This window comes from Microcoleus sp. AT8-A3, assembly GCF_036705675.1.
Taxonomy (GTDB): Bacteria; Cyanobacteriota; Cyanobacteriia; order Cyanobacteriales; family Microcoleaceae; genus Microcoleus.
This window is the reverse complement of sequence record NZ_JAUBVD010000014.1, coordinates 36,602-61,150: the sequence shown is the minus strand read 5'-3', so window position 1 is coordinate 61,150 and position 24,549 is coordinate 36,602. Positions and strand designations below refer to the sequence as shown.

Genomic DNA, 24,549 nt, shown 5'->3' with positions numbered 1-24,549 from the left:
TATCCGAAAAATTGGCAATAGGGATAACTGCGTAGTATGAGGAACAACATCTCTATGTAACGACTTAAGTTTTTTTACCATAAAAATAGGTTAAAATTTATGATAACGAGTTCAGTATTTGATTTTTACATTGGGTACTGAGGACTTTATTTTTTACTCCTCTCCTTAAAAATGACCACACAAAAAACCTTATTCCCGGAATTTAAATTGAATACAATACCAGAAGAAGTGTTGACACAGATATCGCAAATATTTACAGCTACCCTATTTAAAATAGGTGACAATCCAGTATCCCTGCAGTCACTGGTAGAACTAATAGTGTTGTTTATGGCTATCCTTGTCATAGCACGCTCATTTACGAATTTCCTGAAGGAACGCTTGCTCGTCAGACTGGGAATTGACGAGGGAAACAGGGAAGCCATCGCAGTAATTATTGGGTATTTAATAGTAGCTTTGGGAGTAATAGTCGCCATCCAAAGCATCGGCTTCAACCTCGCTTCTTTTGCAGTAGTTGCGGGGGGATTGGGAGTCGGAATTGGCTTCGGAATCCAAGATTTAACAACTAATTTTGTCAGCGGCTTAACGCTGCTTTTAGACAGGCCGGTTAAAGTCGGAGACTTTGTGGAATTAGAAGGATTAATGGGAATCGTCAAAAAAATCTCGATTCGATCGACCATCATCCAAACTACTGAAGACTCTAGCGTCATTGTTCCCAACAGCAAAATGATTAGCAACAAAATTGTTAACTGGAGTTACGAAAATTCCCTACTCTGTCTGCGAGTTCCCGTAGAAGTAGCCGAGAATAGTAACCCCCTGTTAGTGACAGAAACTCTGTTAAATATTGCTTACGCAGAAGCTGGAGTATTGTACGAACCGAATCCGAAAGTATTGTTTGTCGAGTTTGGTGATGATAGTTTTAAATTTGAACTTTTAGTTTGGACGGACAAGCCGACTGAAAGAGAAATAATTAAAAGTTCTTTGAATTTTGCAATTGAATACAATTTCCGCCAGCATAAAATCGAATTTCCGTTCAATGACCGTGAAATTTATTTGCAAAATCCCGAAGTTCTGTTGTCCATGTTTAACAAAAAAGAAACTGCAATTGACCTCCCGAACAGTTACTCAGAAAATGAGCAAAAACCGCCTATTTTTGCAGAGAAACTGAAAAAGCCATCGTCGCTTAGCTGTTTGCTACGAGAGGTGGAATACTTTGAAAACCTGACTGACCTTGAATTGCGGCAATTGATTGAAGTTGGATACCGGAAACGGCTGCGATCGCAAGAATATTTGTTTCACGAAAACGACCCCGGAGATGCTTTTTACATGATTCTTTCAGGTTCAGTAGAAGTTTTTGTAGAAGCTATTGACAAACACCTGAATAACCTCGGCACTGGTCAGTTTTTCGGGGAACTTTCTTTGATGTTGGGAATTCCCAGAACTGCTTCGGTAAGAGCTTTGGAAGAAACAATTTTGTTTGCCATCAATAAAGAAGGTTTCCAGAAAGTTTTAACTGAACGACCGGATTTATCTGAACAGATTATTAAAGAAATAGTCAAACACAAAGAAGAACTCAGCGAGAGACAGCAATTATTGCGAGAAATGGAATTGGTAGATGCAGCAGAAGAGGATGAAAATCCTGTAGAATGGGTGAGAAAACGGCTAAAAGATATATTTACTGTTTGAAATAATTTCTATGACGCGATTTATTCACGATCTCTTTGCCAAAGAATACCTGGAGGAATTGCTGTCACCGCTCGGAACGGTTAATATCGGCCGCGATGTGACTTCAGAAGTCGGAGAAATCGATGTGTACTTCACTTTCTTCAATCTAAAATCTAAAATCTAAAATCTAAAATCGATCGATGCCCACAGCATCGAAAGCATTGGTAGATAGCTTTAATGCGATACCAGACACAGAGAATTGGATGCAGGGAATTTATTTCTTGGGGGAATCTTTGCGGACTGCAATTGTGGCGATTCACCAGTTGCCCGAAACTCCAGAAACTCTGTGGTTGAGGATTTTGGGCAAAGGGGGAGTGCAGCAAAGGGCTATTTCCCAATTAAGCGCTTTAGCAACAGACGATCCGTTGCGGATTATCGCGCTAGAATTGCTGTATCGGTTACAATCAAATTTATTGACATCCTCCCCGCCGTAAACGGTCGGGGATTCTAAACATCACTGTTTAGGCTTCCTCTTTCCACGACTCGACTTACATTGAGGAGTTGCCTCACCAATGCAGCGGTCGATGTCTCCAGAGGCGTTTAACGTTTCCGTGTGCCCCACGGTACGAAGTCCTAACTCAAGTATGTTGATTGCGGCATTCCAGTCACGTAAGAGTACAACACCGCAATGTTGGCAGCGGTGCGTTCTTTGACTCAAAGACTTTTTGACGATTTCCCCACAGTTAGAACAATTTTGCGAAGTGTAGTGCGGTGGTACAGCAACTGTTACCACTCCAAACACTTTGCCGAAATATTCCAACCATTGACGGAAAGCAGACCATGCAGCATCCGAAATAGATTTAGCTAGCTTTCTATTTTTGACCATATTTCGCACCTGCAAATCTTCGTAGGCAACCAAGTCGCTAGACTGGATTACGCATCTTGCCAATTTCACGGCAAAATCTTTACGTTGTCTACTTACTTTGAGGTGTTTTCTACTTAATCGGTTTCTTGCTTTGGCTTTATTTTTGGAGCCTTTTTTTGTTCTCGAAAGACGCCGATTCAGTCGTTTGAGAGCTTTCTCGGACTTTCTCAGATGACGCGGGTTTTCAATTGTTTGACCGTCTGAATCTGTGTAGAAGTGAGTCAAACCAACGTCCAAACCTAGTGTTTTACCAGTTGGCGTTCTCTTTTCTAGTCGTTCTTGGTCGATCAAAAACTGAACGTAGTAACCGTCGGCTCTACGAACAACACGCACGCGCTTAAGCTGCTTTAATTGGTAGAAGTGCAAGTCGCGAGTTCCCCACAACTTAAAACTTCCGGCTTCAAACCCATCAGTGAAAGTGATAGTACGTCTATCATCCGACAACTTATAGCCTGTTGTTTTATATTCAACAGAGTCGTGCGTCTGATGTTTTTTAAAACGCGGGAAGCCCTTTTTCCCTGGTGTGCTTTTTTTGCAGTTGTCGTAGAACCGCGCAATTGCAGACCAAGCTCTTTCGGCAGAAGCCTGACGCGCTTGAGAGTTGAGTTTAGCAGCCCAAGGAAATTCTTTGGCTAGGACAGCGCAGTAGGCGCTTAACTCGTACTTGCCGATTCCCAAGTTGTCGAGCCAGTATCTCAGACAGCTATTGCGAACGAAGCGAGCGGTGCGGATGGCTTCGTCTAGCCTCTCGTACTGTTGCTTCGTCCCCTCAAGTTTTGCCTCAAATACCAACATAGTTACGCTTGTCGTGTCAGCGTAAGTATAACACAGAAAGCCGTCCTACAAGGACGGGGCTTTAAACCCAATTATTTTAGTAACCGATGCGCCACAAGTATTAGAGCCAGAAGAGCGGGAGTTAATTATGGCCATTGCACCACTTTTTCAACAACAAATACAAGCAGCACAGCAACAAGCTAGAGAACAAGGACTAGAACAAGGACTAGAACAAGGACTAGAACAAGGCCGACAAGAACAACAGCGCTTAATATTAGGAATGAGAATTAAATAACTTGCATTTTTTGTAGGTTGGGTTGAGGAACGAAACCCAACCTACGAAGTTATTTAATCGACGATCCTTAGAAAACTTTCTGCGAGTTAGATTTGGAGAATTAAGTCCAAAAATGGCACTTTTTCTATCTCCAATATCCAAGTTGGCGGCGGCGGAATTTACAGTGCTGTTGCTGGCAATATCGATGTTAACAGTCGATGAATCTGGGCGGGAATCAGCAGTGAAATTGTTGGCTGAAAGTGTCTTGCAAATACGATCGCCTGAATTGGGCGATCTTCTGCCTGCTGCAGTTACTAATTTATTGGCATTGCCTGTGGCAGAATTGACATTGTTTGTAGAACAACTGCCGCAGTTATCGGCGGAGGAATTGAGGGAAAGGTTAGGAAAAACACCTGACTAAAACCTGCGATCGCAGCCATAAAGGGATCTCGCTCTTTATGGCATTTAAATGATTCTCGAAAAAAAATCCTAGATTTTGTCGCACTTAGGAATTGGACTCCGGCCCTAAAATCAAATGCAGCAGACCATCGATCAGTCGATCGCGCTCCATTGGGATAATCTCTTTACCGTGCATCATTTCCTGCATTAACTGAAAATATACCAAAGATCCGATAAAAATTCGCGCCGTTGCCTCCGGATCGGGCAATTTTAACTCTGGATGCGATGCCAAATATTCCGCTAGCCGCTCGATACCCGGTTTAGCTAAGTTTCTCACAAAAGTCTGCGCGAGCTGGGGAAAACGCCCTGACTCCGCAATCACTAACCTCACAAAATTGAGATATTCTGGTTCCTGGGTCGCCTGATCCAATATAGTTGTGGCAGCGAATCGCAGCGCTACGGCAGGTTCTTCATCCAGCACTGTAAAATGGACTTTTTTTCGCGCCAGTCGCTGTACCAAAGCCGCAAACAATCCCTCTTTATCTTGAAAATAGCTGTAAACCGTGGCTTTGGACACTCCCCCCGTCTTCGCTACCTTGTCCATACTCGTGCCCGCGTAGCCGTGGGCTAAAAATTCTTGCATCGCACCTTGCAGGATTTGCTCGGTTTTGTCACCTCCTGCTGCGTCTGGTTCGATCGGTTTTGTCCTTGCCATACCTTGCTTCTGTAATTTTTATTTGGGAGCTTGACATTATTCTACTGAACGGTTTAGTATTAAAAGACATCGTAACTAAACCGTTTAGTTTTATTTTCTCACAAAGAGGTATGTCATGGTACACCAACCAACAGCAGACAGCTTATCCTCAAATCCATCCCTAGTTAAAAAACTCCTAGTTGTGGCAGCAGTAGCAACCCTGGGGGCAGCGGGAACCACAGGCTACACGATCTGGCGATCGCGCATACCCGATCCGAACGCAGTAGCCGCAGCAGCAGCCGTCACAGCATCCCAATTAACAACAGTTACAGCCTTGGGACGACTCGAACCCAGAGGAGAAGTAATTAAAGTCTCCGCCTCCGGCGCGGCGGAAGGAAACCGGATCGATCGACTCTTAGTTAAAGAGGGAGACAGGGTGAAAACAGGCCAAGCGATCGCAATTTTGGATAGTCGCGATCGCCTGCAAGCCGCCCTCGACCAAGCTCAAGAACAAGTGCGCGTCGCCGAAGCAAACCTAGCAAAAGTCAAAGCTGGAGCCAAAAACGGCGAAATTCAAGCCCAGAAAGCGACTATTAGCCGTTTATCTGCCGATCGCAGCAACGAGATCGCAGCGCAACAGGCGATCGTCAGCCGCCTAGAAGTCGATCGCAGCACCGAAATCGCAGCGCAACAAGCCACAATTGCCCGCATCAGGGCCGAACAGCAAGGGGAAATTCAAACCCAAAAAGCCGCAATTGCCCGTCTACAAGCCGAACTCCGCAACGCCCAAAGCGAGGATCGGCGCTACTCCCAACTGTATAAACAGGGAGCAATTTCCGCCTCAACTAGCGACAGCAAAAGCCTCGCCGCCGAAACAACTCAACAGCAACTCAACGAAGGAAAGGCAAAACTAAATCAAATTCAGGAATCCCGCCAACAGCAAATTAACGAAGCCCAAGCCAAATTAAATCAAATTCAACAATCTCGCCAACAGCAAATTAACGAAGCGCAAGCCAAACTCAGCCAAGTTGAGCAATCTCGACAACAGCAGATTAATGAAGCCGTGGCAAATCTCGATCGCATCGCCGAAGTGCGTCCCGTTGACATAGCAGCAGCAGCCGCCGAAGTCAGTGCCGCCGCTTCAGCAGCCAAACAAGCCAAAGCCAATCTGGATCTAGCTTACATCCGTGCTCCCAGAGACGCCCAAGTCCTGAAAATTCATACGCATCCGGGGGAAAAAGTGGGAAACGACGGCATTGTCGAACTCGGACAAACTCGCGAGATGCTGGCTGTTGCGGAAATCTACGAAAGCGATGTGGACAAAGTACGCCTCGGACAAACCGCCAAAATTACTAGCGATGCTTTGACCGGCGAATTGCGGGGAACTGTCGAACATATTGGTTTGCAAGTGCAGCGGCAAAACATTGTTAACACCGATCCTTCTGCGAATATTGATAGTCGAATTGTGGAAGTAAAAGTGCGTTTGGATGCAGCTTCCAGCCAGAAAGTAGCGGGATTAACCAATTTGCAAGTCAAAGTGGCGATCGGGGAAATTAAGGATTAAGAATTTTTTAACCACAGAGAGCGCTGAGGACACAGAGGAAGAGAATAGAGAGATGAATCATTCTGACTTAATTATTAAAGATTAAGAATTGTTCCAACATCAGGTTGCTGTCTTTAATCCAAAATCCAAAATCTAAAATCTAAAATCCTATGATTGCACTAATCAAACCCTTAGAACAATTAAGACGCAGAACTTCCCTCGGATGGCTGCAACTGAGTCACGACAAAGGGCGAATGCTCGTTGCAGTAGCAGGAATTGCCTTTGCTGACGTTTTGATGTTCATGCAGTTGGGCTTTCAAAATGCGCTTTACACCAGCAATACGCGGCTGCACCAAAGCTTGCAAACAGACTTAGTTTTGATTCACCCCCAAGCGCGAAATTTGATTAATTTGTCTTCCTTCCCCAGGCGCCGATTGTATCAAGCAATGAACGTACCGGGCGTGAAATCAGCCGAACCGCTTTACGTGAAAATTGCTAACTGGAAAAATCCCGAAACTCGGCGCGAAACGTCGCTGATGGTGGTGGGTTTCAATCCGAATCGCCCTGCGTTTGCGCTTCCCGAAGTTAACCAAAATTTGAACGCGATTAAATTGCCGGATACCGTGTTGTTCGATCGAGCTTCTAGGGGAGATTACCAAGGGACGATCGCGCAAATCGATCGAGGAAAAGCTGTTAAAGCTGAGGTAGAGCGGCGCACGATTAACGTCAGCGGTTTATTCACAGTTGGAGCATCTTTTGCCGCCGACGGTATTTTGATGACTAGCGATCAAAATTACCTGCGCCTGTTTGCGAGACAAAACGCCGCGAGTGTTAATGCCGGATTAATTCAACTGCAACCGGGTGCTGACCCCGTGGAAGTTCAACAAGTTTTAAAAGCATATTTGCCGCCGGATGTCAAGGTATTAACAAAACAAGAATTTATCGATTTTGAGAAAAACTATTGGGCTAAGAATACTGCGATCGGCTTTGTGTTTAATTTAGGCGTCGCGATGGGTTTTGTAGTAGGAGTAATTATTGTTTATCAAGTTCTCTCAACCGATGTCAGCGACCACATGGGAGAATACGCTACTTTCAAAGCGATGGGCTACCGCAATGTTTATTTACTGGGCATCGTTTTTGAACAAGCTCTAATTCTTTCTGTCCTCGGTTTTTTGCCAGGAGTAGGAGTTTCTTTCGGACTTTATTCTTTAACTCGCAAAGCTACAAACTTACCCCTTTATATGACGCTGCTTAGAGCATTTATAGTATTACTTTTGAACGTGATTATGTGTACTATTTCGGGAGCAATTGCCACTCGCAAGCTGCAATCAGCCGATCCAGCAGATATGTTTTAAGGGAAAATGAAGAATATCATGTCCTCACGATTAACCATAATATTCCGGTCGGAGCGGGTTTTTGAGATGGTCAATTATTGGCCGGTATTGTTGGTGAACCCGCCCCTACAAAAATCGAGGTCGCTCGACCGGACATGATATAAGTGAGTCTGAAGGACACTAAATCCGGGTTATAAAACACTTTATCATACTCGGTGATTGAAACCTTTCCTACACAAATGAAGTCCGCCTCCGCAGACTAAAAAATAAAGGGGTATTAAAGCTAAATTTGGTAGAAATTCCTGAGTGCCAACATATTTTTTGTCAACTTATTTTCTTCTTTTTACTCGGCTATTTAGGCGATGTAAGCGATGAATCATTCAATCTCAAACCTCAAACCAAGAAGTTATGAATTCTACTACTCTCGACCCGACAACCAACGCCTTACAGATTCCTTCACCTATAATTTCCGCGCACCAACTCGACCACTACTTCGGTCAAGGTCAACTGCGAAAACAGGTACTTTTTGACATTAATCTCGACATTAATGCAGGTGAAATCGTGCTGATGACGGGGCCTTCTGGTTCGGGAAAAACAACGCTTTTAACTTTGATTGGCGGGCTGAGATCCGGTCAATCGGGAAGTCTCAAAATTATCGGTCAAGAAATGTGCAAAGCGAGCGCAGACGAATTGGTAAAGGCGCGACGCAAAATTGGTTATATTTTTCAGGCGCACAACTTGCACCGCAGTTTGACGGCGCTACAAAACGTGCAGATGGGTTTGGAAGTTCACGGGAATTTGTCGCGTTCTCAAATGCGCGATCGCTCTGCAAAAATGCTAGAGTTAGTAGGACTGGAACAGCGGATTAACTATTATCCAGATGATTTGTCTGGAGGACAAAAACAAAGAGTTGCGATCGCCCGCGCTTTGGTCAGTCAACCGCAAATTGTTTTAGCTGACGAACCAACAGCCGCCCTGGACAGCAAATCCGGTCGCGAAGTGGTGAATTTGATGCAGCAACTTGCCAAAGAACAGGGTTGTACTATTCTGTTAGTAACCCACGATAACCGAATTTTGGATATTGCCGATCGCATCGTTCACATGGAAGATGGAAAATTAGCCTAATTTTTAAATTTCCGAAGAATAGACATCATATCTAATCCGTTGACATCGGAATTCTTATCTCTCTATTCTCTTTCTCTGTGTCCTCTGTGCCCTCTGTGGTTTAATCATTCCGATACAACCAGAATAGACATCACCCATAACTACCCCATTTTCAATTTTGGATGTCAAAATTTAATCCAAAATTGCCACACCCCAATCTAAACTCGTCCTGGGACTGTTCACTAATTGCTAACAACCAATCCTTGCCGGTAAATCCCCAAATTTTGCAGGTACATTGCTTCGAGTTTGGGCATCGACGATTCTACAGAACCGCCATAACGCCGAAAAGAAGGCCAGATGTAAGCGAGTTTTCTGACTGCTGGCTCCAATCGACCCGCTTCTATATCTTCTAATGCACCTTTTTCTCGGATTAACTCTATAGCCATCCAATCTTGATTTTGGGGGCTGAAATCGCGGACGCCAAATTTTTTGGCAAATCTGTCCCAAGTTGTGCTGAGAAACTGATATCGCCCCGCTGCGTCGGAACAGAGTTTTTTGCCGTAGCGACGGCCGCACCTCATTTCTCTGGGATGATCTTGAAAGCTGACAAATTTCGTGCCGGTGTACTGGGTGCGGTAGCCGTCGGGGCTAGCGGTTCCTTCGGCGGCTGCGATGGTGTCGAGAAAGGCTTTGACTCGACGTTCGGGGCTGATGTTATCGAGTCTGCTATCGAGTCTGGGCTCTGGTGAATTCTGGGTTGGAGTTTCGGGCGATCGATCGCGATCGATGTTATTCTCTCGTTTGTCTGGTGAGTCGATCGTCGCAACTTCCGGCAGCCGTTTCGGGGCGGGCGAGCTTCCTGCCGAGACCGATTGTCCCCACAGTCTCGGCGTCATTCTACCTAAGAAAAAGCACAAACAGATTAAGAAACCCCAAGAGAGTTGAAAACGAAGGCGTTTAGACCGATTCCGGCGCAGAACCGGCCACCGGTGAAGGGGGAGTGTTGCGGGCAAAATTTTCGTTTGCTGGCCGAAGGCGAACAGCGATTTCAGCGCTAGCAAGGTTTGCTGGTAGAAACGCGGTGGAAGTTTCCGAGCTCTCATCGCTGCTGCGAAAGTCTCGACATCAGTCAGAGTAACTTGTGCCAGCGGTTTTGCGACAAACACTCGAAAATGGTTGGCCGCCTGCCAGCTAAAGCGCCGGTTGCGGGGGGATTTGCGGTTTACCCACAGGCGAATTAGCTCCATGTCTGACATAGGGAGCAGGTGGCTTCCCAGATGTTTTGATGCGTACAAAAGTACCTCCTGATATCAGTTCAGGTTGAAATATCCCAGTTTGTGGACTTGAGATTGGTTTCACCTTTGAAATTGGGGACTGGCAAGGAAAAAAATCTCTTTCGGGGCGATCGCAAACTTCAAATTTTTCGGTCATCACCGAAGGGGAGCGACAGGGATCAAGATAAACTGGTTTCAACCATATCCAGTGATACTACTAAGTGTTCGCCCGGTCAAGTTCACGGGCAGATTTGGCGATGGGTTGAGTCTAAAATTTAGTGATTCCACAGGCCTCGCCCTCCCAACTGACATAGGTTTCAAGGTGCTGGCATTCGGCTGACTCAAAAGTGAGCGATCGCATTTTTTGTATCTAATATTAAGAATTCTGTCGGTGTTTGGACCCGGAGGATTCCTCAGCTTGAATGCTGAGCAAATTTTTGCGTTTTGCCAGCATCAGGGAACCGTAGCGGTTAGCCCAAACTTGAGTAAACTCAGCACCTAAGAAGAGAATCTGAGCTGAATAATTGATCCAAAGTAAGATAATCACGAACGAGCCAGCAGCACCGTAGGTAGAGGCAATACCGCTACCTCCTAGGTAAACTCCAATTAAGGATTTGCCGATCGTAAACAGCATTGAGGTGATGGCGGCGCCGATCCAAACATCATTCCAGGCAAGATGGACATCGGGCAAAACTTTGTAAATTAAAGCAAAAAGCAGCGTAACTACGCCAAAGGAGAGAGCAAAGTCCACAATCTGCCAAATACCCACTGGTAAGTGCAGCAAGCCGTTCAACCAAAAGCTGACGGCCGCTAAAACGGCGCTCAGGACTAAAGATACTAGCAGTAGAAAGCCTATGCCTAAAATCATTGCAAAAGACAATACGCGGTCTTGCAGAAATCCCCAGATCCCGCGTCCGGGAGGCGGTGAAACATTCCAAATAGTATTGAGGGCTTCTTTGAGATTAGTAAACACATTGGAAGCCCCCCACAAAAGTGTAGCGATACCGAGTAAAGTAGCAATCATTCCCGACTTTGGTTCGGAGGCTTTGAGGATGAGTTCTTGGATGGTTTCGGCGCCATCTTTGCCGATTAAACTTTGGAGTTGACCGACGATTTGACCTTGGGCTGCGTCTGCACCAAAGACTAAACCGGCGATCGCAATTACGATAATTAGCAGCGGGGCCAGGGAGAAGACTGTGTGATAGGCTAGGGCGGCTGCTAGGGTTGGCGCTCTATCTTCTTGCCATTGAGTAAAAGTTTCTTTGAGCAGGGATATGACTGTTTTTAATTTCACGGCATTTGGTTTCCTTATACTTAGAGTATAAAGAATTATACTAGGTTAAGAGTTTTTTAGCCTCAGCCACAAGATAGATTTATCGATTAGCAAATTCGGAAGATTATTTTTATGTCAGATTCCCACACAACTGTTAACAACACCGAGGTAAAACTGTCCAAAAAAGCAATTTCTTGGGCAAAAATTAGCGCATTAGTAGGGGTGGTCAATTTTTTGCTGGTGCTTTTTCATTTCAGTTACCTTCAGTTGCGCCCTGTTTATCAGAGCTATTTTCCGGGTTTAGTTAAAATTTATGACCCGATTAAAGGCATTGATTCGAGTTTAGCTAATCCCGAATATTTGAAAAGTGCTGACCAGTTTTGGCGAATAGATACGTTTTTTATTGGTTTTTTTGGGGCGGAATTTTTGATTAAAAGTTTGTTCCACACCCGCCGTAAACCGGGGGTAACTTGGTTTGATTTTGTGCTGAGGCGCTGGTACGAGGTGTTTCTGGTGATGCCGATTTGGCAGGGGTGGCGGATTCTGCCAGTATTGGTGCGGCTGCACAAGTCTGGTTTGGTGAATCTCGATCGCGTAGTTGCTCAAGTTACCTATGAACCGGTGGCTTATTTAGCCAATACGATGTCGGAATACATGATGGTGCGGTTTATCAATCAAGCTAAAAGTTCGATCAAACAGGGCGACGTGGCGCAGATGTTGCTGGCGCAGCAGCCGTACCTTCACGTCAATCAGGAAAATACGATCGAACAAATTACCAAACGGATTTTGGATCTGACAATTTACAAAGTTTTGCCACAGGTGCAACCGGATTTAGAAGAATTGCTGCACCACAATTTGGAAACAACAATCAAACAGTCTGATTTCTATCAAATCCTGCAAACTTTCTCTCCGATTAATATTTTGCCGACGGAGATGACTGAACAGCTAGCAAATTATTTAGCTCAAACTGCGGTGGATGTGGTAGCTACTACTTATGAAGACGATAAAGGTAGAAAAATTCTCGATAATTTCAGCCAAGAATTTAATCAAAGTTTACGGCGGGAATTGCAAGATGAGAAAACTCTCGCGGAATTGCAGTCGCTGCTGTCGGATTTGTTAGAAGAAGTGAAGTTGAATTACATTCAAGGCGGGTTGAAGTCCGATCCGGTGCAGACTTTTACGGAAATTAACTCGCTCCGGGGAGTAAGGGAGAGTTGATACTGCAATGAGTTCCGGTGTTGTGAATTAGATTCTTTTTTTTTACTCGCATCTTGCACCATTGTCAAGAACAGGCCGAAAAGCCTGTTCCACAAGAGATGAATTTTCTTGTGGAACAGGCCGAAAAGCCTGTTCCTAAAAAAGTAATTGAGAATGGTGCAATATCTCAGTTAAAACGAACCCCGAAGACGCCAAGGGCGCGAAGGAAGAGAAGAGAAAGAGTTCACAAGTTCTACGGGTAAGGTGTGCAATGCACACCTAGGAATATGGGTAGTGGGGATATCCGAAATGTCGGGGGATAAACCTATCTGAGTCCCAAGCTAAAATAAAAGCATGAACATAAAACATCTATCATATTAGATATCTATCTTGAACAACCTTACTTGCCTGGAAATAGAAGTAGCCCAAACAATGCTGAGTTTAGCAATGTTGGTGGGCTTAACACTTTTAATCGCCTTTTTTGTGGCGTCAGAACTAGCATTAGTATCAGCCGATCGCCATCAAATCCGCCAACTCGCCCACTTGCACGATCGCCCAACCGCCAAAACCGCCCAACTCGTCCACCAAGCTCAAAACAACATACCGCATTACCTGTCTGTGACCCAAACTGGCACAACAGCAGGGAGTTTGCTGTTGGGTTGGTTGGGTGAGGGAGCGACTGTACACTGGATTGAACCGTGGATCGACAAATTGCCGATCGGTCATTTTTCTGCCGTGCTGACTGCTCATTCGATCGCAGTTCCCGTAGCTTTTATCTTAGTAACTTACGTAGAAATAGTCTTAGGAGAACTAATCCCCAAAGTATTAGCAACCCACGCCCCAGAACGTACCGCTTTGCTGCTGATGCCGGCCCTCGAACTCTGCTCAAAATTACTGTGGCCGCTGCTAGTAATTCTCAACGGTACCGTGTGGCTGCTGACTGGTTGGATTACCAGTAAAGAGTCTCAACCGCTGGTGTCATCTTCCCAGGCAACTTTCGTTCAAAAAGATGCTCATTCGGCACTCATTTCTGGCCTATGGGAAGTGACAGCAGTTAACGAAAAACTAGGGTTAAACCTGCCAACTAACCAAGCTTACCAAACAATCGCCGGATTCGTGATCCACAATTTAGGTAAAATGCCCAATCAAGGCGATCGGCTATTGTGGGGCGAGTTAGAAATAGAAGCAGCAAATGTAGTAGAAGGCAGTTTAGAAACAGTGCTAGTGCGTCAGGTAACTCGCCCTTTGTTTGAGACTCAGCAGCCAGAACTTGTGTTAAATTGATCCTAAATCAGGCTTAAATACTTCCTCGATCTATGTATGTGAGGTTGTAATTAGTCGCTCAGTGCGACAATGTACCAGAAATCTGCAGATTGGATAAAGCACAGTTTATGAGGTGGATATGCTGAAAACACTTTGGGCTACTGTTCGACAAGGGAAAATAGAACTGCTGGAGTTATCAGAGTTACCCGAAGGGGCAAAAGTATTAGTAACAGTTTTACCTGATGAAGAAGCTGAGTTTTGGCTTCAAGCCAGTCAAACATCACTAGATACAGTTTGGGACAATACTGAGGATTCAGATATTGGCTTAATTTAACCTTTTCCAGATATATTCATAGCGCCTATAGACGCTTTTTAGTATTTCCTGGGAAACTTCTGTATCTTTGACACAGGTTATGATAGCGGAATCTTTACAATCCATATCGCCAAGAACATAAATTCTCAGATGTTTTGGAATAGCATTGTAAGCTTCTCGCAAGCTACTTTTATTTTCTTTTGTTGGGAATGTTAGGAATTTAGCAAAGGCTTGAACACAAGTATCTGCAACTGTTTGCTTTCCCTGAAGCTGAGCGATGGTATCTTCTACTTCTTTTACAAACTCATCAATCTCTATATAATAAAACTCTAAAGTCGAATTTCCGTAGTAGAGATGGTGACAGCTTATCCTCGCACCCTTGGGAACTTGGGTAACAACCCATCCCTCGGCAACTTTGGTTTTGAATTCCTCAAAGTTAACCCATTCCCAACAATCGATCATACCGTCTTCAAAAACTCGGATGATGGTTTGGTAGTAGTCGCCGTTGTGTATAAAGGCCGACAACCCTTTACCCCGAATTATTTCTCCATTTTCACCGTTTCTATATAATTGAAGCATTTCTTTTGCCCTTAACAATCAAGCGTATTCCAGTAGGGAAACGGCACTGCCGTCTCCTCTTACGGACACGGCGCCGTGCCCAAGGGGTGTCAACTTAAGGTAAAACCCATAGTCCGGCAAGGGTTGAAACCCCTGCCTCAAAGCGAAAGTCCTCTCAAAGAGGACTAATGAGTTAAGAATTCTTCTTCTCAGTCCTCTTTCAGAGGACTTTCGCTATTAGACAGGGAATTCATTCCCTGGCGGACTGCCGGGTGAGCGGGAGAACTGGCGGACTAAAAGCTTAAGTTGACACTAATGGGCAGTGCCGTTTCCCTACAGATATCGCCTACTCCGCCTTCGTTTACCCCACAGCCACCTTCACCGCACCCCCAACCAACTGCTCGTAATCCGCCAACAACCACGGAGGCAAACAAGTATTCGCATCCTGAACCCGCAACTGTCCAGGGCGACAATACAGCATCGCCGCCAACAAATTATTCACAGCTTTAGGCGCTCCAAACCCTTTACTCAACTCAACAACCAACGATTTAAAAAACTCGCGATCGCTCTCATTCAATGGCTCGTTAATAAACCCGCTGCCCAACATTGCTTTGTAACCCTTGCCAAAATCGCTCCGGTACAAAACTTCTACTTGTTCGCCGGAAACGCTCAGCCACAAATCGGCAATTTGCTTGCGAATCTGCCGCAAATCTGCTATTACCAATTCAGCCGTCGGGTCGATTTCATAAAGATTGACGGCAGCAGTTAATTGATTGAGAAACTGCGGCATATAATCTTGTTTGACAACTGTTTGTTCGGTTGTCGCAAATGCGCTCTCAAACACCTTTTCGTAATCTTCAAGCAACCACTGCGGCAAGCGGGTGCGAGCATCGGGAACCCGCATTTTACCCGGAACAAAATACAGCATCGCCCCCAGCAGAGCATTGATAGCTTGAGGCTGCACCAACCCTTTACTAATTTCAGTCAATCTCTGCAAAAATTTTTGTTCGGCTTCACTCATTGATTCTGCTTGCAAGCCACAGCTAAGTATTGCTTGATATCCCTTGCGAACCTCTCCTCGGTAAAAACTTTCGAGTTTCTCTGAAGGAAGAGTTAGCCAAAAATCTGCCATTTGTTTTCTGATTTGGCGGAGTTCCAAAACAACCGATTCGTCAGACGGATCGATGCGGTAAAGATTGACGCATCCTAACAGTTGATTCGCAAATTGCGGGGATTGAATATATTGAGCGAGCAAGTCAGAAGTGGACTCAGACTTGACGGTGGCTTCCATCTCAAAAACTTGTTCGTAATCCCCAATTAACCAGTGCGGCAAACGGTTGCGAGCGTCGGGAATTCGCATGGTTCCCGGCGGAAAATACAGCATCGCGGCAAGCAAGGCATTGACAGCTTTGGGATGCACTAATCCTTTGCTAATCTGGGTTAATTGCTGCAAAAATATTTGTTCGCTTTCGATCATCGGTTGACGTTGGAAATCGCTCTTTAGCAGGATTTTATAGCTGTTACCTGAAACGCTTTTGTAGGCGGTTTCGAGGTTTTCGGCGGGAAGGTTCAGCCAAAAATCAGCGATTTGTTTGCGGATTTGACGCAGTTCGGATATTGCTGAGATGTTTGATGAGTTTCTCTGATAAAGGTTGAGGGTGTTCGAGAGAATCTCGTCCAAAGCTGGCTGCTTGGGAATGCTATCCTGTAAGTTGCGCGATGCTTCCAGGTGGCTGCTTTGCCAGTTGCCAAAGAGTTCTTGGAATAATTTGCCGATCGCCCCAGAGTATGCAACACTGTCAAAACAAGCCGGATTAGCTTGCATTTTTTGCTGAATTTCCTGCCGTTTTTGCTGCCGCAATTGCGGGTTAGTGCCGAGGGTAACGGCTAGCTGAATGTAAGATGCTTCGCTATTGGCAATTAAATCAGGCATAGAGAGCGATCGTACCACCGCAGCCCCCATTCTCGATCGCAAAGTATCGCCATCCCTGACAACAGTGGGAAGTCCCACCTCTAACGGATCTACAAGCGAAGTAGTCCCCGCATAGGGATAGGAATCCAAATAAACATCTCCCAACTTCAAAACTTCTTTAACATCAGCACGGTTAGGAAAACTCTTCAACACCCGCAAACGATTACTCTCAATGCCATACTTAGCAAATACGGCTTTCATATTATTCACAAAAGCCCCCCCAGGATAATGATTAGTCCAGCTAGGGCCGAAGGGCATTAAAAACAGCACAGAATTAGGAACAGCCGCCATAATCTTTGCCCATGTTTCCCTTAACTCCGGCACTAGCTTATACAAGTTCGCACTCGAAATAAAGACCACCGATTCCTCGGAAATGCCGATACTATTTCTGGTGAAATTAATGTTAGGAGTGTAAGGTTCGAGGGTATAGCTAAAACAGCAGCCAGGCCCGTCAATAGTGGCTAATTGCTCGCGATAATGATTTTGTCCTTCAGGGGCAGGTTCCATCAATTTACCAGCAATGTAATAGTCAATGTGTCGCATTCCTGTGGTAATCGGAGAATTAAAACAGGTAGTTTGTACCCGCGCCAATCGATGCAGTGCTAGTAAACTAATGGGATGAGTAACCGCAGTAATATTGGTAGCAATCAGCAGAATATCTAAGTCATCAGCGCGGATTGTCTGAACTTGACTTGGCAAGTCATTAGACAGTTTAACCAGTCTATCAGCGCGACTCTGACAATACTGTTCTAGTTTATTCCCGTCGAGATTGAGAGCGTATAAAATAATTTCAAATTGCTCTCGATTCAGATATTCAAAAGCGGGTAACGTGGCGAAAGTTTCCGTCATCGCCCCGAAATGTTTAGTCAGGACACCCAGGCGAATTTTCTGCCTGTTTGCTGGTCTAGCCGGAAAAATGCAATCAATCGCAGCGCCACGATTTTTCATGGCATATTCAATAATATCTGCCCGCTTTGTGTAGATATCCTTGAGATTTTTATTATTGAAGTACAGAGGAATAAAGTTAGCATTTTGAGTGAAAAACCAGGCGATATCCTGCCACACTTGTGAGTTTGGGTTTTTGAAGATATTGCTATGCAAATAACTGACCCATCCCTGGACATACCGGCAATAATTATCAGCCTCTCCTATTTCTTGAAATAGAGTAGGCGCGGCAAACATAAATTTGAGATAGTCGTTGACAAACCAATTAGGTATAGCTGCCTTTTCATAGTTCAGCAGTAACTGATCTGCACGACGATAGAGGGCCGCTGCTAGTAGGTAGTTAATGTCTTTGGGAGTTTGAATTCCCTGGGAGAGATGTGCTGCTAGTCGATCGATAACAGTCTTTTCGGCATCTGTCAGCGCTTCATCTTTGATATTGCTGTTTAGCAGTAGCTGATGCGCCTTACCTGCATCACCGCCATAGGCATTTGCCAGTTGTTCTGCGGGCAGATTCAGCCAATAATTGGCAAGTTGCTGCCGGGATTGGCGGAGGTTAGCGAGGTTTACTTCATTAGCTTGGTCTTTTTGATACTCTCCCACATATTGGGACAGCAAAGTTAAAAATTGTTCCGGTTTGTTAACTTCAACTAATTCATTAGCTATTAAATTGCCGTGTTGCTGCAAAATTTGCTGTGACCAACGCACTTCTTCTGGTTTGTAAAGTTGAGAGTGGAGGTGAATAATTGTGGCTCTCATTAAGTCTAGTTTTGGGCGATCGCCAGCCATTTTTTGGGTTCTGCTAGATCCGTCGCCGTGCTGCCTGTAATAGAGGTAAGGCTTAGGTAATCGATCGCCTAACCAGCCTTTTTCATAGGCAGAAATCCAAAATTCCCAATCTTCGCATCCCAGCTTCATTACTTTTTTCAAGCCGCCTACTTGCTCGTAAATCTCCCTTCTAAATAGGGAAGTAGCAGGGGCTTGATTGTCTCTCAAAAATCGATTAGTATCAAAGTCACCGTGAACAACTAAATCGCAATTTGCTCCGAAGTGCTGCACATCTGTATAGACAAAACCCACCTTTGGTTTTGCTAATAAAATTTCCACGCACTCCTCTAGAAATTTGGGATGAAGTTTATCATCCGCATCTAGGAATAAAATAAACTTTCCTGACGACTGCTGAACGCCAACATTTCTCGAATCAGCGGGTCCCGTGTTGGGTTTATCTATGAGGCGAAGCGATTTTTGAGGATACAGTTTAATTAAATAATTGGCGAAGTTGCTGGTATCATCAGTGCTGCCATCATTGACAATTATGCACTCCCAGTTTGGATAAGTTTGACTGACAACACTTTCAACAGCTTCTCTGAGTAAAGTTGCGTGGTTGTAGCAGGGGATAATGACGCTGACGAGTGTTTCTGCGGAGGTGCGGTAGGGCATGGCATTTAGCTGTGATGGAGTGATGGAAACAGGTACTGTAATGGCTGGTTTTACACCTCGGCGGGTGATCCCATATTCACCCCATATTTGCCGAGTTTCTTGCTGCGATATTGGCGATGAATGTTCCAAACCTTGTGGATTTTCGCAGTACAAGCCGAGAATTTCTGGCAAGTGGACAATATTTTCGCTTTTGCCAATCCGCAGCCAAAATTCGTAATCGCCAGCAGCCGTAAATTCGGTTCGGAAATAGCCGTATTTTTCGTGCAGCGATTTTCTCCACATCGGTTGGGAACCAATAATGCAGCGCCGTTCGAGTTCGCTGTAGTCAAAGGCTGGCCAATTCCAACGCTTTTCTGCTTGGGTTTTTGCAAAAGTATCGTTCGCTGTGTTGGTGATTAATTGGTCAGCATAAACCAGACTTACTGGGGAATTTTCATCCAAGTATTTCGCCATGAATTCTAGGGCATCGGGGCGGTGTCTGTCATCGGTGTTAGCATTAGTTATGTAAGCTCCGCGCGACATCTTAATGCCTCGATTCCAGGCTGCATATAATGTTTCGCGGTCAGAAGTGCGATCGTACACAATATTCGGATATTTCGCTTGAAATTCCCGCACAACAGACTGTTCGTTTTCTTGGGAACCGCTGTCAATTACTATGATTTCGAGTTGGCCTTGTTTGTACAGCGTTTGCTCTACCAAGTCCTGCAAGCAGCCGCGGATAAATTTTTCGGAATTGTAAGTAGAAACGATAGCAGATACTTTAAAAGCGGACGGGACAGGCTGGGAGTTCTCACCATTCCCGAATTCCCTCTGCAAAGCTGCATCAGTTTGCTGTTGAACGGAAGCATTCTCCGAATGTGCGCGATCGGCTACTTGAACCAAAGCTGAACTAACAATTGCAGCCATTTTCGACCAGGAAAACTTCTTAGCTTGCTCTAAACCCGCCGCAATTAATGAGTTGCGGACACCGGGATTCTGTATTTCCCGCAAAGCATTGACAAGCCCAATAACATCATCTCCATTTACATAAACCGCTGCTTTTCCTGCTACTTCAGGAATCGAACCGTTTGGACAGGTGATGACTGGACAACCGCAAGCCATTGCCTCAAGGACTGGCAACCCAAAGCCTTCATATTTCGACGGATAAACTAACACTGAAGCACCAGAATAAGCAGCTCTCAGTTCGCTGTCGCTTAGTTGCAGCGTGTGGACAGTATTCCCAGAACAGTACAATTTCAACTCTGGTTCTAATGCAGGTTTGCCACCTGCACAGACTATATCAAAGTCAAACTTGTTGGCAAGTTGAGAAAAGGCTTTGAAGAATAATATTCCGTTCTTGTAACCATGCCAGCCTACCCTTTCGCCTACCAAAAGAAAATAGGGCTTGGTAATGCTGTATTTTGACTTAAAGCCTGAAATTTCTTCTCTATCGGATGGCGAAAAATTGGCATCAATGCCACAGTGCGCTACAGCGACCGAATTTGAAGAAATCTGCGGAAAAACCTTTACTAAATCGCGGGCTGTATTTTCGGAAATGGTGATGTAGGCCGAGGCGTGGCGGATACCGCAATGCTTTTCTCTCCACTCGGAATGACCAATATTTTGCCCCATCAACTCTGGGATCATGTCATAAGCCATGAAGACCGATCGCGTTGACAAAGGCGTTGTATAATAAGTAGAAATAAATAAATCGGCTTTTTCTTCATCGCAGATTTGTTGGAGCATTTGGCGGTCAGCATCGGTTTGGCTGTAGTCGTAGCGAGCTACATTCCGGTACTGAATGCCGGGAATTTTGGGGGCGGTTCCCGCTCTGTCAAGAACTATAATTTGTTTGGCAAAACCATTTTCTGCCCAGTTTTCTAGCAGCGATTTCCAGACGCGACCAATGCCCGTGCTGTTGAGCTGAAAAAATACGCCGTCTATCACAATTTTTCTACTTGTTTTAGTAGGAGGCATGGCTGCGGGAGTTATCATTGATTTGCGGTTCTCTCTGTCTGCGATTTTTCTCAGGGCTTCCTCGTAATCCTGTTGGAGTAATGAGGGTTTTTTCAATTCCGGCTCTTTGTAAGATGATAAGCTATGAAAAAGTTGAGGCTGAATTTTCTTGTCTGAAAAAATATGCAAAGAATCGCCGTTAGAGTAAAAGTTTAAATTAAATTTTTCGGCAATTATCGAGAGTGCCTTGCTGGTATAAATAGAAATGTGCTGACCTTCATCTAGCGCATAGTACCACCATTCGCTGGGCTTGGGATTGTTGGCTGGCAGCAGTTTGGTACTGAATAAAATATTGCGGGAAAATTTGAAGATTTTTTGGATCTCCTCCAGCGGCTTAACAAAATGCTCAAATACTTCAAAAGCTGTCACTAATTCGTAGCTGTAGCTGCTGTTTTCGTCTGCCTCAAATCCTTGAGATAATATATTTTTACAATATTTATCGTACCAATAAAAATCAAATCCAAAATCTCTCATCATCCGAACAAATACACCGTAGCCACCTCCATAATCTAAAAACTTAGCCTGGTGATTAAATAAATTAAAAATAATATTATTGGCGGCGTTTGAGAACATCGTGCTTCTCGATAACATTCCCACGTCGCTGCTAGCTATGGCTTCTGAATAAGCCTCCTCAAGCCAGTAGGGTTCTTCCGTTTGAACAAAGCCGCAATTTGAGCATTGAAAATACTCGACGTTATATTTTTTTAGTACCCTAGCTGCAGCAAAGGTGTTGGTTGGAAAATCACAAATATTGCATTTCATTTTAATTATTTAAACTTACAAATTTATTCAAGTAACTGCCTGTGTTGGAATGCCGAATATTTATGAGACTTAACTAAGTTTATAATAGTCCTAAGTGATTGCAGTGCGATCGGCTAGACTGTTTTTATGCTGACGATTGAACTCTTCGGACGGTTCCTCAAGGGTTTACCATATGGCTTGTGAATAAACAGGAACATTCCACAACAATATAGCCCTGACTCAGATATCTTATCAGGAATCAGCTCCCTAAAAATTACTGCGACTAAAGGCTTGACAATTTTTTATTTATGGTATAGGTAACTCGTGATTGCAGCACCCGCATCTCCTGACGACGCCCAGGGCTGTTCCGTTCCCACGACCTCACCTGAGACCGCCGCAGCATGGCCGGGAATCCTCACCACACAAAAACAAGTTACAATTACGTTAAGATTGATGAACATAAATAAAAAATCCCAAATCACAGGGACTAAAAATTAGGAGGATCGACCTCGGTGAATAAACGCTGGAGAAACGCTGGCCTGTACGCACTGCTGGCTATTGTAGTCATTGCCTTAGCAACGGCATTTTTTGACAAACAGCCCCCAAGTAGGGAAGTTTGGAAGTACAGTCAATTCATTCAGGAAGTCGAAGGCAAGAGAGTAGACAAAATAAATATCAGTTCCGATCGCAGCAAAGCCCTGGTCACAGCCCAGGACGGCAACAAGGTACTCGTTAACCTGCCCAACGACCCCGAACTGATCAACATCCTGACCAAAAATAACGTAGATATTTCAGTTCTGCCCCAAAGCGACGAAGGCTTCTGGGTAAAAGCCCTCAGCAGCCTGTTCTTCCCGATCTTGCTCTTGGTGGGACTGTTTTTCCTGGTGCGGCGCGCCCAAAACGGGCCCGGCAACCAAGCCATGAACTTCGGCAAATCCAAAGCTAGAGTCCAAATGGAGCCACAAACTCAGGTGACTTTCGGCGACGTAGCGGGCATCGAACAAGCCAAGCTAGAGCTCGCAGAAGTCGTGGACTTCCTGAAAAATGCCGATCGCTTCACCGCAGTCGGAGCAAAAATCCCCAAAGGCGTGCTGCTGGTGGGCCCTCCCGGAACAGGCAAAACCCTGCTCGCAAAAGCAGTGGCTGGAGAAGCAGGCGTTCCCTTCTTCTCGATTTCCGGTTCAGAATTTGTGGAAATGTTCGTGGGTGTCGGTGCTTCCCGCGTCCGCGACTTGTTTGAACAAGCTAAATCGAACGCTCCTTGTATCGTATTCATCGATGAAATTGACGCCGTAGGCCGCCAGCGGGGAGCTGGTTTGGGCGGTGGTAACGACGAACGGGAACAAACCCTGAACCAGTTGCTGACAGAAATGGACGGCTTTGAGGGTAATACTGGCATCATTTTGATTGCTGCTACGAACCGCCCCGACGTGCTCGATGCGGCGCTGCTGCGTCCGGGTCGCTTCGATCGCCAAGTTGTGGTCGATCGCCCCGACTTCGGAGGCCGCCTAGAAATTCTCAACGTTCACGCCCGCGGCAAAACTTTGTCGAAAGACGTGGACTTGGAAAAAATCGCCCGCCGGACACCCGGTTTCACCGGTGCGGATTTGTCCAACCTACTCAACGAAGCAGCAATTTTAGCCGCCCGCCGCAACTTGACCGAAGTCTCGATGGATGAAGTCAACGACGCGATCGACCGCGTGCTCGCTGGCCCAGAAAAGAAAGACCGCGTGATGAGCGAAAAGCGCAAAACTTTGGTAGCTTACCACGAAGCCGGTCACGCTTTAGTCGGCGCGCTGATGCCCGATTATGACCCCGTGCAGAAAATTAGCATTATCCCCCGCGGCCGCGCTGGCGGTTTGACTTGGTTCACACCCAGCGAAGATCGGATGGATTCTGGCTTGTATTCTCGGTCTTACTTGCAAAATCAAATGGCGGTAGCTTTGGGCGGCCGCATTGCTGAAGAAATTGTCTTCGGCGAAGAAGAAGTAACAACCGGTGCGTCGAACGACTTGCAACAAGTAGCCAGAGTAGCGCGCCAAATGGTGACTCGCTTCGGAATGAGCGATCGGCTAGGCCCTGTAGCTCTCGGTCGCCAACAAGGCAATATGTTCATGGGTCGCGATATCATGGCCGAACGCGATTTCTCTGAAGAAACCGCAGCGACGATCGACGATGAAGTGCGTTTGTTGGTAGAGCAAGCTTACCGTCGCGCTAAAGATGTACTCGTCGGCAACCGCCACGTCCTTAATGCTTTGGCAGATATGCTAGTTGAAAAGGAAACTGTGGATGCGGATGAATTGCAAAATTTGTTAGCTAATAGCGATGTGAAAATGGCGACGATCGCCTAATCAATTTTGGATTTGGGATTTTGGATTTTAGATTAAATCTAAAGTTTGAAATCGATAATGGGGGTGATTCTGGGATTGTCTGGAATCGCCCCGATTTTTTTATGAGTGCGATCGATCGATTTTAGATTTTAAATTTTGGATTTTAGATTAAATCTAAAGAATGATATTATGTCCGGTCGCTTCGCCCGAAATCAGGTAGGGGCGGGTTCACCAATAATATCGGCCAATAATTGACAATCTCAAAAACCCGCCCGGCCGGGATATTACGGTCAATCGATCGGACATGATATCAGACATTCAGCATACCTTTTTCCAGCAGCTAGCGCTTAAATTCTTCCCAGAGAAATCTTGGTTCATCTTTTCTAGATTCAATAATCACACAGTCCTCAACATCCTCCCAGATATCGTCTGGGTACTGGAAGTCAAGCAGCACCACGACTTTTTAGCCTTGAGACTCAACTAATATCAAATCCGTATTATTCATCTCTCTCTTCCCTTTCTCTGTATCCTCTGTGTCCTCT

Annotated in this window: 19 protein-coding genes; 13 read left to right on the top strand and 6 right to left on the bottom strand. The window is 45.3% G+C overall.

Annotated elements, in window-relative coordinates:
• The first annotated feature begins 171 nt into the window (after positions 1-171).
• From QUB51_RS11045 to QUB51_RS11035, 3 genes are read left to right on the top strand one after another with little or no spacing between them, the layout of a single operon-like run.
• Complete coding sequence (locus QUB51_RS11045) at positions 172-1,683, top strand: mechanosensitive ion channel domain-containing protein (RefSeq protein WP_333261306.1); 1,512 nt, start codon at positions 172-174, stop codon at positions 1,681-1,683.
• 10 nt (positions 1,684-1,693) lie between these two features.
• A complete protein-coding gene (locus tag QUB51_RS11040) occupies positions 1,694-1,846 on the top strand; it encodes a hypothetical protein (RefSeq protein WP_333055395.1) in 153 nt (50 codons plus the stop codon).
• Positions 1,847-1,862: 16 nt separating this feature from the next.
• On the top strand, positions 1,863-2,156 hold the full coding sequence (locus QUB51_RS11035; protein WP_333055396.1) for a hypothetical protein: 294 nt from the start codon (positions 1,863-1,865) through the stop codon (positions 2,154-2,156).
• Between the two features lie 20 nt (positions 2,157-2,176).
• Here QUB51_RS11035 and QUB51_RS11030 read toward each other — a convergent pair whose 3' ends face one another.
• Positions 2,177-3,382, bottom strand: coding sequence for a transposase (locus tag QUB51_RS11030; protein ID WP_333055397.1), 1,206 nt, complete (start codon positions 3,380-3,382; stop codon positions 2,177-2,179).
• Positions 3,383-3,509: 127 nt separating this feature from the next.
• Here QUB51_RS11030 and QUB51_RS11025 point away from each other — a divergent pair, with 127 nt between their 5' ends.
• Positions 3,510-3,656, top strand: a complete 147-nt coding sequence (locus QUB51_RS11025; RefSeq protein ID WP_333055399.1) for a hypothetical protein — start codon at positions 3,510-3,512, stop codon at positions 3,654-3,656.
• A 112-nt stretch (positions 3,657-3,768) separates the two neighbouring features.
• Positions 3,769-4,056, top strand: a complete 288-nt coding sequence (locus tag QUB51_RS11020; RefSeq protein ID WP_333055401.1) for a hypothetical protein — start codon at positions 3,769-3,771, stop codon at positions 4,054-4,056.
• A gap of 84 nt (positions 4,057-4,140) precedes the next feature.
• Here the strand turns inward: QUB51_RS11020 and QUB51_RS11015 are convergent, their stop codons facing one another.
• Positions 4,141-4,749 carry a TetR/AcrR family transcriptional regulator gene (locus tag QUB51_RS11015; RefSeq protein WP_333238236.1) on the bottom strand — a complete coding sequence of 203 codons (609 nt, stop codon included), beginning with the start codon at positions 4,747-4,749 and terminating at the stop codon, positions 4,141-4,143.
• A gap of 115 nt (positions 4,750-4,864) precedes the next feature.
• Here QUB51_RS11015 and QUB51_RS11010 point away from each other — a divergent pair, with 115 nt between their 5' ends.
• The 3 genes from QUB51_RS11010 (at position 4,865) to QUB51_RS11000 (ending at position 8,730) form a co-directional block, all read left to right on the top strand.
• Positions 4,865-6,292 (top strand): HlyD family efflux transporter periplasmic adaptor subunit, encoded by a 1,428-nt coding sequence (locus QUB51_RS11010; RefSeq protein ID WP_333261303.1) that lies wholly within the window; start codon positions 4,865-4,867, stop codon positions 6,290-6,292.
• A gap of 149 nt (positions 6,293-6,441) precedes the next feature.
• Positions 6,442-7,626, top strand: coding sequence for an ABC transporter permease DevC (devC, locus tag QUB51_RS11005; protein ID WP_333261300.1), 1,185 nt, complete (start codon positions 6,442-6,444; stop codon positions 7,624-7,626).
• Positions 7,627-8,013: 387 nt separating this feature from the next.
• Positions 8,014-8,730: a DevA family ABC transporter ATP-binding protein gene (locus tag QUB51_RS11000; protein WP_333209054.1), complete on the top strand. Its 717-nt coding sequence runs from the start codon at positions 8,014-8,016 to the stop codon at positions 8,728-8,730.
• A 221-nt stretch (positions 8,731-8,951) separates the two neighbouring features.
• On the opposite strand, the gene QUB51_RS10995 is transcribed toward QUB51_RS11000, so the two are convergent.
• Together QUB51_RS10995 and QUB51_RS10990 are read right to left on the bottom strand one after the other, a co-directional pair.
• The gene (locus tag QUB51_RS10995) at positions 8,952-9,965 is read right to left on the bottom strand and encodes a glycoside hydrolase family 104 protein (RefSeq protein WP_333261297.1); all 1,014 of its coding nucleotides are present in this window, start codon (positions 9,963-9,965) and stop codon (positions 8,952-8,954) included.
• A gap of 394 nt (positions 9,966-10,359) precedes the next feature.
• On the bottom strand, positions 10,360-11,277 hold the full coding sequence (locus tag QUB51_RS10990) for a YihY/virulence factor BrkB family protein (RefSeq protein WP_333055407.1): 918 nt from the start codon (positions 11,275-11,277) through the stop codon (positions 10,360-10,362).
• A gap of 111 nt (positions 11,278-11,388) precedes the next feature.
• On the opposite strand from QUB51_RS10990, the gene QUB51_RS10985 reads away from it, so the two are divergent.
• The 3 genes from QUB51_RS10985 to QUB51_RS10975 all read left to right on the top strand — a co-directional run bounded on the left by QUB51_RS10985 (position 11,389) and on the right by QUB51_RS10975 (position 14,050).
• Positions 11,389-12,474: a hypothetical protein gene (locus QUB51_RS10985; RefSeq protein WP_333055408.1), complete on the top strand. Its 1,086-nt coding sequence runs from the start codon at positions 11,389-11,391 to the stop codon at positions 12,472-12,474.
• 369 nt (positions 12,475-12,843) lie between these two features.
• Entirely contained in the window at positions 12,844-13,737 is an 894-nt protein-coding gene (locus tag QUB51_RS10980) for a CNNM domain-containing protein (RefSeq protein WP_333055409.1), read from the top strand.
• Between the two features lie 118 nt (positions 13,738-13,855).
• The gene (locus QUB51_RS10975; RefSeq protein WP_333055410.1) at positions 13,856-14,050 is read left to right on the top strand and encodes a hypothetical protein; all 195 of its coding nucleotides are present in this window, start codon (positions 13,856-13,858) and stop codon (positions 14,048-14,050) included.
• Here the strand turns inward: QUB51_RS10975 and QUB51_RS10970 are convergent.
• On the bottom strand, positions 14,042-14,608 hold the full coding sequence (locus QUB51_RS10970) for a DUF7638 domain-containing protein (RefSeq protein ID WP_333055411.1): 567 nt from the start codon (positions 14,606-14,608) through the stop codon (positions 14,042-14,044). The genes QUB51_RS10975 and QUB51_RS10970 overlap by 9 nt on opposite strands.
• Before the next feature lie 340 nt (positions 14,609-14,948).
• Entirely contained in the window at positions 14,949-21,698 is a 6,750-nt protein-coding gene (locus QUB51_RS10965) for a glycosyltransferase (protein WP_333261293.1), read from the bottom strand.
• A 491-nt stretch (positions 21,699-22,189) separates the two neighbouring features.
• Here QUB51_RS10965 and ftsH3 point away from each other — a divergent pair, with 491 nt between their 5' ends.
• Both ftsH3 and QUB51_RS10955 read left to right on the top strand, forming a co-directional pair.
• The gene (ftsH3, locus tag QUB51_RS10960) at positions 22,190-24,028 is read left to right on the top strand and encodes an ATP-dependent zinc metalloprotease FtsH3 (protein ID WP_006633639.1); all 1,839 of its coding nucleotides are present in this window, start codon (positions 22,190-22,192) and stop codon (positions 24,026-24,028) included.
• Between the two features lie 283 nt (positions 24,029-24,311).
• On the top strand, positions 24,312-24,491 hold the full coding sequence (locus QUB51_RS10955) for a hypothetical protein (protein ID WP_333055413.1): 180 nt from the start codon (positions 24,312-24,314) through the stop codon (positions 24,489-24,491).
• The last annotated feature ends 58 nt before the right edge of the window (positions 24,492-24,549 follow it).